The sequence below is a fragment of the Meiothermus sp. genome (genome assembly GCF_037443965.1).
Taxonomy (GTDB): Bacteria; Deinococcota; Deinococci; order Deinococcales; family Thermaceae; genus Meiothermus.
This window is the reverse complement of the sequence record NZ_JBBINI010000013.1, coordinates 1-12,265: the sequence shown is the minus strand read 5'-3', so window position 1 is coordinate 12,265 and position 12,265 is coordinate 1. Positions and strand designations below refer to the sequence as shown.

The window sequence follows — 12,265 nt, the reverse complement described above, 5'->3', positions numbered from 1 at the left end:
TTGTGTTGTTCACAAGTAAATGGAGGCGAATCGCATGAAGAAACTCGTAGTGCTCGGTGCTGCCGTGGCTACCGTATTGGGGCTGGGACTGGCCCAGGATGTGCGGGTCGGCATGGCTTTCGACGCAGGTGGCAAGAACGACCGCAGTTTTAACCAGTCTACTTTTGAGGGCGCGCAACGCGCTGCGCGCGAGTTGGGGGTACGGGTCTTCGACTTCGAGCCCGGCGACCCCGGCCAGGTGGGCCAAGGCATCCGCCGCTTTGCCGAAGAAGGCTTCGACCTAATTATCGGGGTAGGCTTCGCTAACGAGCCCTCCATTACCCGCAACGCCCAGGAATTCAAGGACATCAAGTTCGCGGTGATTGACTCGGTGCCCTGCGAAGGCAAGTGCGACAACGCGGTGGGTCTGGTCTTCCGCGAGCACGAAGGCAGCTACCTGGTGGGCTACATCGCCGGTCGCACCACCAATACCGGTGTGGTGGGCTTTGTAGGCGGTATGGACATCCCGCTGATCCACAAGTTCGAGCAGGGCTACCGTGCTGGGGCCATTGCGGGTATGCGTGAGCGCAACATCGCCAACCCCCGTGTGCTCATTAACTACGTGGGTACCACCCCTGCCGCCTGGAACGATCCCGGCAAGGCCAAAGAAATCGCCACCGCCCAGTCCAAGCAGGGTGCGGACATCATCTATGCCGCCGCAGGTGCTTCGGGCCTGGGCGTGCTGGACTTTGTGAAGCAACAGCGCTGCTTGAAGCAAGCCGAGCTGCCCTCGGGCATACGCTTCATCTCCAACAACGGCTCGGCAGTGCCCCGCTACGCGGCTTATAACCAGTCCTGCCCTGCCGCTACCACCCGCCCGATGTTCATGGTAGGGGTGGACGCCAACCAGAACTACCTGGGCGACACCGACAACAACCCCCGCACCCTCAACCACGTGCTCACCTCCATGCTCAAGCGGGTGGATGTAGCTACCTTTGATGTGATCAAGTCGGTTAAGGACAATACCTTCAAGGGTGGCGTGCGTGAATTCGGCCTGAACAACAACGGGGTGGGCTACGCCCTCGACGACTTCAACCGCGCTCTGATTCCTCAGGCGGTCATCAACCGCCTGGCCGTTTTGCGCAGCCAGATCATCTCCGGCGCCCTCAAAGTACCCGACAAGCGCTAGTTGGCCTTGCAGTGCAACGCTCAGGGTGTTTCCCTGGGCGTTTTTTTGCAGCAAATACCCCGTTTCTTTTGCCTCTCCCACGTCTCCACGCATCAGAGGAAGGATTGTTTGGCTTTGCGCTTTCGACGGCGTGTATCAAGCTAATCTTCCTTGTATGATTGAGGGCATGAACAATCCCGCTTCCACCCCCAGTACACCCCCCAAAGGTGCGGTGGCCCTCGAGCTCAAAGACATCACCAAGCGCTATCCGCTGGTCTTGGCCAACGACCGTATTTCGCTGGATGTGCGCTGGGGCGAGGTGCTGGCAGTGGTGGGGGAAAATGGGGCGGGCAAGTCCACACTGATGAAGATTGTCTATGGTCTGGTCAAACCCGATCAGGGAGAGATTTGGGCCAACGGTCAAAAGGTACATATCACTGAACCAGGCGATGCCATCGCGCAGGGGATCGGGATGGTTCACCAGCACTTCATGCTAGTAGACCCTTTCACGGTGCTGGAAAACGTGATTCTGGGCTCGGAACCAACGCAAGGAGCCCAGCTCAACCTGGCCCAGGCCCGCGCCGAGGTAGAGGCTTTGATGAAAGACCTCGAGTTCGACCTTCCGCTGGATACTCCTGTGGAAGAGCTGCCGGTGGGCTTGCAGCAGCGGGTGGAAATCCTCAAGGCGCTCTACCGCAAGGCCAAAATTCTGATCCTGGACGAACCCACAGCCGTACTTACGCCCCAGGAAGCCGACGAACTGTTCGATTTTCTGCGCCGTTTTGTGGATCAGGGCAATGCGGTTATTTTCATCAGCCACAAGCTGGCCGAGGTCATCAAGCTCTCGCACCGCGTGACCGTTATCCGCGACGGTAAGGTGGTGGGCACCGTCAACACCCCCGAGACCAACGTAGCACAACTGGCCCGCATGATGGTCGGGCGCGAGGTCATCCTTTCGGTGGACAAGTCCGAGGCCAGGCCCGCCGAGGCTGTGCTCGAGGTCATTGATCTGCACATTCCGGGTAAAGATAAAAAACACCGGCTCAACGGGGTTTCGTTTCAGGTGCGGGCCGGTGAGATCGTGGGCATCGCGGGGGTGGAGGGTAACGGCCAGACCGAGCTGGTGGAAGCCATTACCGGCCTGCGGCCCTACCAGGGCACCATCCGATACCACGGCCAGACCCTCAAGCCCAGCGCGCGAGCGGTGCGCGAGTGGGGGGTCTCCCATATTCCCGAAGACCGCAATGCGCGGGGCTTGGTGCTGGATTTTACCACCCGTGAAAATCTGATTTTGGGCGATCACTACCGCAGTCCCAACGCGGGGTTTTTGGGTTTTATTGATGCTGATACCATCGAAACGGAAGGCCGCGAAATCGTGGAACAGTTCGATGTGCGCCCCCGCAGCACCGAGCTGGCAGCCCGGCGCTATTCCGGTGGCAACGCCCAGAAAATCATTGTGGGGCGTGAGTTAAGCCGCAAACCCAAGGTACTGGTAGCCGCCCAACCCACCCGTGGGGTGGACATCGGGGCCATCGAGTTTATCCACGAAAACATCGTAAAGGCCAGGGACGCGGGTATGGCCGTACTGCTGGTCTCCGCCGATCTCAACGAGGTGCGCTCGCTGGCAGACCGCATCTTGGTGATGTTCGAGGGTCGCATCATGGGCGAACTCAAGGCCAGCGAAGCAACCGAAGAAAAGCTGGGGCTGCTGATGGCGGGCATCACCGAATGATTATCCTGGAAAATCTTAGCCGAGTTCTAGTGCTCCGGTAACTTAATTCCTGGGATGGATTTAGCTCCCTTAATATCTGAGAGTTGCTTTGAACGCTTCATTTTGGGAACTTCACTGCATATCAATCTTTGATACGCATTTCGGCAATATCATTCACTTTTGAGAGCCTAAACGATACTGCAGAAATGCTTTTCTACTCCCTTCGGTCGGCTTGAATCCTTCACCTCTGACTGCGTCCAACGCTGAAGGATTCAAGCGGAAACAGTATGACTTACCAAACCACTAGACTCTAAGCCCTACCTTTTGAGGGTTGCGTCGGTATCTCTAAACACCTCCGCACTGGACTCCCAGTAGGTCGCCATGTCTTCGACCAGGGCTCGAGCGCGCCGCAGAGTCTCTGGGTCTTCGGTGCTGTGCGATAGGCCGATCAGGTTAGCCACCATGTCGGAGAGCTTGGTCAGTAGCCCTTGCAGGGCTTCTTGCTGGGCCGTGCTAAGTTGTCTCAAATTAGCTATAGTAGCCGGGCTGGCACCGACCAGGGGGCCTCGCCCTTTGCGGTGGTCGGCCAGAGCGGATTCCAGGGTGCGGTGGCGAGCCAAGCGGCGTTCAAACTCGGGCAGGATATCCTTGTCCACTTGCTGCAAAACATCATCTACTTGGTGTCGGAAACTGGGGGCCTCGAGCAGCGCGATCTCGCGGGCCAGGGCGTCGCGGCGCTCCAAGGCCTTGCGCATGAGCGGGTCGTCCTGAATGAGCGGGGCCACGCGGTTCTCGAGCTGGGTGGCGCTCATGGCAATCCAGGCCAGCAGGGTGATGAGAAAGGGGACGGGCCAGGCCGAGCGATAGGGCTCGAGGCCCTGCACAAATAGCATCGCAGCCACCACCCCGAGGCCCAGTACCAATATCCAGATCGCCGGGGGCCGACCCCCTGCGCGCAACACACGCCAAAACATAGGTACAGCCTAGCAAATCGCGTCCGGGTCTGCTGGGTTAGAACGGTCTTCAGAAAAAATGGCACCATCGCGGTCATGAAAAGTACGTTCCCAGGCTTATTTTTTGCCGCTGGGAAACTCGAAAACATGCGTCCAGGCCCAGATGCATTCTCGTTTTCGCGCAGCGGCAAAAATAGCGAAGACCGCGTCACAAGAAAACACCAAGCCGAGGTAATCTCGGCCTGGTATGAGCTGTGCCACACTGTGTTTGTTAAGCCCTAAAAATTGCACGCGCAGCTACACGCTCGAGGGCACAGAACCCCCTGGACACTTGGCAACACACAACCCGGTGGGTTATCGGGTAGGCGCACCAAACAGGGTCTCGTCAAACAGCCAGTCTAGGCGCAGGTAGAGACCGGGCAGACTCTGGAAGCCCGCCAGGCTGGTCTGGGTGCCCAGCAGGTTGGCCCCTACCGAGAAGGTCAGGCCGGTGGCGACCCGCAGGCTGGCCTCCACCCCAAGCGAGAGCTGGCCTGAGCTGGTAGCGGACTGGAACAGATAACTACCGTTCGCACCTAGGCCAAAGGTATCGCTCAAGAAGTAGGTGAAGCCGCCCCCCACTTGACCGGTAAAAACACCCGTGTCGCTCAGGCGGTAAGCGGTTCCCAGACGCACAAACCAGCGCTCATCGGCCTGGTAGCCCCCGCGCACCTCGCCCTCGAACAAGATGCCGTCGGCATCGCGGTAGAAGCCGCCTCGCAGCACGTTCTGGGTTAGTACGCTCAGGCGGTCGCCGCGGTACGCACCGGCCAGACTAAAGCGGGTGCCGTCGGTTCCGCTGGCCTCACGCACATAGGTGGCCTGTGGAGAAACGATCAGATCGCTGCTGGGCCTATAGATCAGGCCGAACTCGTAGACCTGCTTGATGCCAGGGGCGCTGGCCTGACCGGAGATCTCGGCGCGGGCGCTGGCCTGCAGTTGATCGATCTTGTAGCGCAGGCCCAAGCCGGCGCTGGCCCCACCCTGGGCATTGTCGGCCAGGGTGACGTTGGAACTCAGGCCCAACTGGAGCGCCGGGCTGAGCGGAATGGTGGTCTCGAGGCCCAGGCGGGTGCGCCCGGCTTCGCCATCGAGGTTGGATAACTCGTAGGCCGCGCTTAGGTTGGTGGTACCTAGCTGGCGAGCCTCGGGGTCGGGGGTCTCGGGGCTGTTGCCCAGCAGGGTGCGTAGCAGCTCGTCGTTGGCAAAGCTACCCCGCACCCCCAGCGCGCCGCTCAGACGCAGCCCACTGGCGGCGTAGGTCAGGCGGCTTTGGAGCCGTATACCAAAGTTCTGGGTTAGGGCGTAGTCGAGGCCCAGGTCGGTAGCGCCGGGCGTGTCGCCCAGGCCAATCAACTGGCGCAAAGCCACGCCGAAACTGCCAAATCGCGCTTCCGCGCCTAACGAGAGGAAGGCGGTATCGGTCTGGAAGTTGTTGATGGACTGCGGACTCAGGCCAAAGCTGGCGCCTGCTCCCAGCAACAAGGCCAGATTTTCATCACCGGCCCGGGCTTCGGCGCTGAGCTGCTGGGTGGTGCTGTTGGCAGCATAATCGGTATTGAGGCTGTAACGACCGTTGAGGCTCAGCAAGCCAAATCGAGCGGCTGCACCCAGGCTGATATCCCGCTGGGCGTTGAGGGTTCCACGTGGGTCCTGGAAGCCTGGGGCTACGTCCTGGTATCTGCCCTCGAAGTTGAAGTTTTCGGACTTAAGGCTGAAACGGGCCGCACCTGCGACCTTGAGCAAGTCGTTGATCGGCGCGGCTAGTTCGGCCTCGAGACCGGCGTTCGGCCCACCCAGTCTAAAGCCCAGGCCCGCCAGCCCGGAGACACTGCTGTCCAGCGAGAGCAGCGTAGCTTTGATGCCGAAGGTCTCGGTTTCGTAGCCGGCTTGCAGACCGCCGCGCAGTTCGCGCACGATGCCGCTGGGGGTGGTGACGGCGTAGGCCACCTCGAGGCTCTGCGGGTTGCCGTTGAGATCGGTGGGTTGCAAGGGTGAGCGCAGTTGCAAGATACCCGCGGCGTAGTCAATCTCGTAGTCGGCGTTGCGCAGCAGAACGGTGCGGCTCAACACCAGGTTGGGGTTGGAACGATCGCGCACCACCCGCACCACCTGCTCGCTGTTGCTCACTACCGGGCGCTCGGTTGGCAGCAGGCCCAGCCGGTAGAAGCTGGTTCCATCGCCGGGGATCACCTCGCGGCGGTTGGCGTTGGGCACCAGCGCCGCAAAGGCGTTGAGGCCAAATCCACCCTGCCGCAACACCCCCTTGAGGCCGTTATAGCCGGCGTTATAGCCGGTGAGTAAGCCCTGGAAATCGGTGTTGAGCTGCCCGTATTGCAGGTAGTTTTTGTCCACCTCAAACCGCAAGAAGAAGCTATCGGCGGAGTTGACGTCGGTTCCAATCTGCGCGCTATCGCCCAGCAGCGGGAAGCGCTGGTAGGGGTTGGCGGGCGGCAGCAGGTTCACGTCGCGGAAGAAGAAGCCGTTCTGCACGCTGAAGTCTGCGCCGGTATTCACCGCAGCCGTGAGCAAACCCTCCCCCAGCACCGTGCCGCGCCCAAAAGCCCGCAAGGAGCTCTCCAGACTAAAGCCGTTGCTGTTGAGATTGGCCTGCACGCCCAAGGCACCCGAGACCACCCAGGGACGGGGTTCGGCCGCCTCAACCGGGAAACGGGCCTCGGTTCGTACATCGCCCGCAATCACCTCGAGGGTAACCACGTCGGGGCTGCCACCCTGCAAACGCGTCCCCAGGTTGGAGAGCGGTAGGCGGGCCTCGCCGTTCTCGAGGCGCACCTGGTAGCCCGGCACGGTAGGCTCGGCATCGGGCAGGTTGGGCTCGGGCTGCACGTTGACTGAGACATAACCCAGATTGGCCGGGTTGCCTTGGGCATCGCGCACCACGATGGTCAGCTCGGGTTGGTCGGCCCGGTCGGTGGTGAGGGGACGGCTGGGGTAGATCTGGATGACACTGGGCGCACCCCCGCCCTGCACGGCCCGCAGGTCGGCTAGCTCGCTACGCTGGATGGGCTGGGCCTGGCTCAAGCGCTCGAGCAGACTGGCCTCCCCTACCAGTACCCGCACATCACCCAGGCTGCCCAAGAGAGGCTGCTGGTTGGGCGTCCGGGGGCGTCCCGCCGAGCGGGTCTGGGGGGTTTGCAGGATCACACCCAGGCGGTCTTGCGGGAATTCCAGCGCCCCCTGGTGGGTCAGGCGGTAGCCCAGCACATAGCTGCTGCGCAAGGGGGCGGGCACAATCCAGAACAAGCGGTCGCCCGAGACCACGGGGTCGGCGATGGGATCGGCATTCTCGCGGGTGGGGTTGTTCAGTATGGACTGCTCGAGCCCACCCTGCCCCTCGCCGCGCAGCAGACGGCTGCTGCCCAACACGTAGCGGGCCCCAACCGGGATGCGATCCGAGAGGATGACCACACCCGATGCAGGGGCCGAAGCCAGACGGGCCGCCAGGGTGACCTCGGATTCACGCTCCCGCACCGGCTCGCGCACCACCGGCGGCGGGGGCGCAGGGGGCTGGGCTACGCTCAGACGGGCCTGGGCACGGTTGTTCTCGGGGTTGGGGTCGCTCTCGCGCAGGCGCACCTCGGCGAGGTTGGTCAGGGTGCCGGCCTGGGATGCGGTGGCTTGCACAGTAAAGCTCCGGCGCGCCCCGCTGGGCAGGCTGCCGATGGCCCAGGTAAGGGTACTGTCGCTGAGGGAGGCCCCTTCGGCCCTGACCTCGCTAAGCCCAGCAGGCAGGCGATCGGTCAGCACCACACCGGTAGCTTCGCTGGGGCCGTTGTTGACCAATACCAGGGTATAGGTTACCCGTTCACCCACGCTGGCCTGTGCTGGATTCACGAACTTGCTCAGGGCCAGGTCAGCTCGAGGCTCGGGCGGGGGCGGCGGTGGAGGTGTTGGTGGAGGCGGGGCCACCACCTCTAGCGTGGCCTGGGCTTGGTTACTGGCGGTGTCGCGATCGCGTTCGCTCGAGGTCACGCTGGCTTGGTTGGCGCGTGAACCCGCTACCTGACCCCGCACCACCACGCTAAAGCTGCGACGCTCCCCGGCGGGCAGGCGCTCCAGGTTCCAGGTCAGGGTGCTGCCCTGGCGGGTGGCCGCTGGGGTGGTGGAGACCATCTCGAGGCCCACCGGCAGCCGGTCGGTTAGAACCACCCCGGTAGCCGCATCCGGGCCATCGTTTCGCACGGTCAGGGTAAAGGTCGCGGTCTGTCCAAGCTCGATACGGGCGGGCTCGACCGATTTACCGAGAACCAGATCCACTTCGGGCTGGCGGGGCGGCGGAGGCGGGGCTACCACCTCGAGGCGGGCTTGGGCCCGGTTGTTCTCGGGGTTGGGGTCTTCTTCGGCAGCCTGCACTTCGGCCTCGTTCACCCAGGTGCCCAGGTTCTGGGCGGTGGCCTCGAGCTGCAGGCTCTGCTGCTGGCCGGGCTCGAGGCGGCCCAGACGCCAGGTCAGGACATTACCCTCGCGGGCCGCGCCATCTGCCTGCACATCCGCCAAACCACTGGGCAGGACATCCCGCAGGGTCACGTTGGTGGCCACGCTCGGGCCGTTGTTGGTTACCGTCAGGGTATAGCGCACGGTCTGACCGGGATTGGCCTGCGGCGCGCTTACACTTTTATTCACCGCCAGATCCACTTTGGGGGCCGGCGGGGGTGGGGGCGGCGGCTCCACCCGGGGCAGGGCCGGGCCGGGCTCAGCCGGCACGCGGGCGTAGTAGGGCTGGTTATCTAGGCGCAAACGGAACTTGACCGAGTTGGAGAACTGCTTGGTGGTGGGCAGAATCCGCACCAGAATGGCCCACTCCCCCCGCAGATCGGGCGTGATGCGGAACTCGTTGCGTGCCCACTGCACGTCGCCGGAGCTGGTCAGCTCACGGCGCTGTCCGTTGGGAAAACGCACGAAGATGCGCATCTCCTGGGGGCCGTCTGCGTCGAAGTTCTCGATGCGGAAAACCTTGCCCACCGCGGCTTGGCCCAGGGTAAGGCGGGCAGCCACCTGATCACGACCGAACTGCCCCCGCGTCACAACCGTAAACTGGCTGGCCTCCACCGCAAGGCCGGGGCTCAGGCGGAAGCCGAAGGCGTTTTTGCCGTTGCCAAAGGTGCGCACCGGTAGACCGTAGTAGCCTTGTACGAGGCTACCCTCGTAAAGGGTATCGTAGCGGTGGGTTTCCGCGTTGCCATAGCGCCGCTCTGCCAGCGCGTCGGCGGTGCCCCGGTTCAGCAGCTTGAAATCGGTACGCATCTGTACGTTCGGCGCGTAGATTTCGTCGCCGTAGTAGTTTTGCACGTCCCGCTTGTTGCGGTAATCGTTGAGGTTGATGTCGGGGCTATAAAGCTCGAGGCGCAGGGGCTGCGCAGCGGCCCGCTCGAAGACAGCCAGCCGATAGTCGTCCTGGCCCCCGGCCCGCTGGTCCCAGCCCACCTCACTGCCCACGCTCGAGAGCGGCAGGTTGATGCTCGACTGTTGAGCTACTCCGGGCTGAGCCATCGCCCAAGCAGCCAGGGCCAACAAGCTGGTCAGCGCGAATTTACCGAGTTCGTTTCGCATTGCTTTTACCCATCCAGGGAAGAATACAGGCCTCTTCATCAGCGCACCTCCTCCCAGAACAGGTCGGGGTCGGTTATGAGGCGGTCTATGGGGATGTTGCCGCTCAGGGTGTAGCTCAGGGTATAGGTTCCAGCCGGTAGGCTGCCCAGGCGGATTTCGTTGCCTTGGACGCCAGGCTGCAAGCCGGTTGCGGTGATGGCCCCACGGCTGCTGCCGGGCGGCAGCGGGTCGGCAATTCGCAGGTTGCGCACTGCTTTGTTCAGGGTCAGGGTAAGGGTCACGGTGTAGGTATTGGCTCCGACCTGGGTCAGCGTCTTCTCGAGACGCTGCCCATCCACACTGACCCGGGTCGAGCGGGTCACCCGCACGTCGCTGGCAGGGGCCTCGAAAAGGAAGTCCTCGGTGTAGATACCGGCCCCTTCGACGCGCACCTGACGGGTACCGCGCAGTCCGCGGTCATCGGGCACGGCCTTGGGCACGTAGGGCACGGTCAGGCCATCCACCCGCAGGGTATTGAGCCCTGGCGATACCTCGGGCAGGCTGTAGCGACCCTGGTCGTCGGTGACCGCATAGCGCCCGTCGGACAGGTAGACCCGCACACCCTGGAGCGGCTCATCTACCCCGCTGGTGTAGTTGTTGTCGTTGTTCTTGTCGAAATAAACCCGGCCCAGAATGGTGCCCTTGTCGCTAAAGACCCCCGGCTCGATGCGCACGGTGGCGGTGGCTACGTTGGAGTTGACCCGTACCGGGTTGAGCGCGTTGCCGATCAAGGCGCTGGCTTCGGCGGTGTTGACCAGTTGGCCGGTGGTGGGAGCAGCCGCCGTGACGGTGGTGGCAAAGCGCAGGCTGGCCGACTGGTCCGGGGCCAGTTCACCAATCACCCAGACCAGCCGCTGACGGCCGCCCTCGTTGGTGATCTGTGGGTCTGCAAAGGGCGTGCCATTCAGGGTGCTGCTTCCGGGGCGGTATTCCAGCCCCACGGGCAGCAGGTCGCTCAGGGTGACCTGCCGCATCGGTACGCCCGAGCCCTGGTTGGTGGCCTTGAGGATGTACTCGAGGCTGCCCCCAGTCCGGGCCACACCTTGCACGGCAGTCTTCTCGAGCACCAGGTTGGGGCCGCGCACCTCAACCCGGATGGTGGCGGGGTTAGACTCCTGACCGGTATTGTCGCGCACCGTGTAGGGAATCTCCACCGCGCCCACAAATCCTTCGACCGGGGTAAAGGTCACGGTGCCATCGGGGTTGCGCACGAAGGTGCCCTTGCCCGGAACGGTCACCCGGTCTTGTATGCCCGGCGTGGCGGGGTCGAGGTCGAGGGTGTTGGGGTCGAGCGTTGCACCCGCCCCTGGAGTATCGTTGGCGATCGGGTTGAGTGTTACCGGGGTGTTGTAGGGGGTGGTGGCGCTGTCGTTGTTGGCAACCGGGGCCGCCGGAGCCTGTACCGTGACGGAGATGTTGGCGGTGTTGGTGGTGCTTCCGCTGGTGTCGCTCACGGTGTAGGGAATCGTGACGGTTCCGGTGAAGCCCGGCTCCGGCGTGAAGGTCACGCTGCCATCGGGGTTGCGGGTGAAGGTGCCTTTGCCCGGTACGGTCAGGGTGTCCTGCACACCGGGTGTGAGGGGATCGAGGTCGAGGGTCGCGGGATCGAAGTTCGCGCCATCGCTCGGGGTGTCGTTGGTGAGCGGGTTGAGGGTGACGGGCGTGTTGAAACGGGTAGTGGCGCTATCGTTGGAAGCTGCGGGCAAGGGGTTGACCGTCACCACCAGACGGGCCGGGTTGGAGGTCTGGCCGGTGGCATCGTTGATGGTGTAGGGCGCTTGCACGGTTCCGGTGAAACCGGGTGCCGGAGTAAAACGCACCGTTCCGTCGGGTTGCAGTTCAAAGACCCCCTGCCCCGGCAGCTCGAGGCGGGTTTGCTGCCCTGGGGTGCTGGGGTCGAGGTCAACCGAACCCGGTACCAGGTTGGTGCCTGCCCCGCTGGTATCGTTGGCAATCGGGTTTAGTGTGACCGGGGTATCCCGCTTGGTGCTGGCAAAGTCGTTGTTGGCGATGGGTGCGGTGGGCGGGTTGACCGTCACGGTCAGGTTGGCCAGGTTGGAGGTCTGGCCGAAGTTGTCTTGGATGGTATAGGGGATGCTGACCGTCCCGCTAAAGCCCGGCTCGGGGATGAACTGCACCGACTCGTTGTTGAGGTTGGTGGCGGGCAGCAGCACGAAGCGGCCCTGGCCCGGCACTACCCTCTCGGTCTGCTGGCCGGGCGTGCTGGGGTCGAGGTCAATGGTGCTGGGCACCAGTTGCCCACCCGCGCCGGGGGTGTCGTTGGTGCTGGGGTACAGGGTGACGGGGGTGTTGAAGGGGGTGCTGGCCTGATCGTTGGCCGCAGTGGGCGGTGGCGGCGTGACGGTGATGATGATGTTGGCGGGGCTCGAGGTCACGCCTGCGCTGTCCTGCACCGTGTAGGGCGTGGTGGCCGTCCCCACAAAACCCGGCTCGGGGGTAAAGCGCACGGTGCCGTCGGGCTGGAGCTCGAAGGTGCCCTGGCCCGGTACGGTGCGGCTGGTCTGCTGACCCGGCGTGCTGGGGTCGAGGTCAACGGTATTGGGCTGGATGGACTGGCCGGGGTTGGTGACGTCGTTGGTGGCCACCGGCACGTTGACCGGGGTTCCCACCGGGGTGGTGGCCCGGTCGTCTACCGCGGCGGGCAGCTCGTTGACGGTCACGGTCAGGTTGGCCGGGTTGGAGGTTTGTGGGCTGGTGTTGGGGTCGTTGTCTTGATCCGCGACGGTGTAGGGGATGGTCACCGTGCCGGTGAAGCCGGGCACAGGGGTAAGACCACTTTGCCAT

General features: G+C 63.3%; 5 protein-coding genes. 2 read left to right on the top strand and 3 right to left on the bottom strand.

Going from position 1 to position 12,265, the window contains the following annotated elements; all coding sequences use genetic code 11:
* Positions 1-34: 34 nt before the first annotated feature.
* Together WKI89_RS08595 and WKI89_RS08590 are read left to right on the top strand one after the other, a co-directional pair.
* Positions 35-1,168 carry a BMP family ABC transporter substrate-binding protein gene (locus tag WKI89_RS08595; RefSeq protein ID WP_337868795.1) on the top strand — a complete coding sequence of 378 codons (1,134 nt, stop codon included), beginning with the start codon at positions 35-37 and terminating at the stop codon, positions 1,166-1,168.
* A gap of 166 nt (positions 1,169-1,334) precedes the next feature.
* Complete coding sequence (locus WKI89_RS08590) at positions 1,335-2,879, top strand: ABC transporter ATP-binding protein (RefSeq protein ID WP_337868794.1); 1,545 nt, start codon at positions 1,335-1,337, stop codon at positions 2,877-2,879.
* A gap of 296 nt (positions 2,880-3,175) precedes the next feature.
* Here WKI89_RS08590 and WKI89_RS08585 read toward each other — a convergent pair whose 3' ends face one another.
* From WKI89_RS08585 to WKI89_RS08575, 3 genes are all read right to left on the bottom strand, one after another.
* The gene (locus WKI89_RS08585) at positions 3,176-3,832 is read right to left on the bottom strand and encodes a hypothetical protein (protein WP_337868793.1); all 657 of its coding nucleotides are present in this window, start codon (positions 3,830-3,832) and stop codon (positions 3,176-3,178) included.
* Between the two features lie 333 nt (positions 3,833-4,165).
* A complete protein-coding gene (locus tag WKI89_RS08580; RefSeq protein ID WP_337868792.1) occupies positions 4,166-9,421 on the bottom strand; it encodes a DUF11 domain-containing protein in 5,256 nt (1,751 codons plus the stop codon).
* Positions 9,422-9,459: 38 nt separating this feature from the next.
* On the bottom strand, positions 9,460-12,265 hold a 2,806-nt coding region (locus WKI89_RS08575; protein ID WP_337868791.1), incomplete at its 5' end, for an Ig-like domain-containing protein.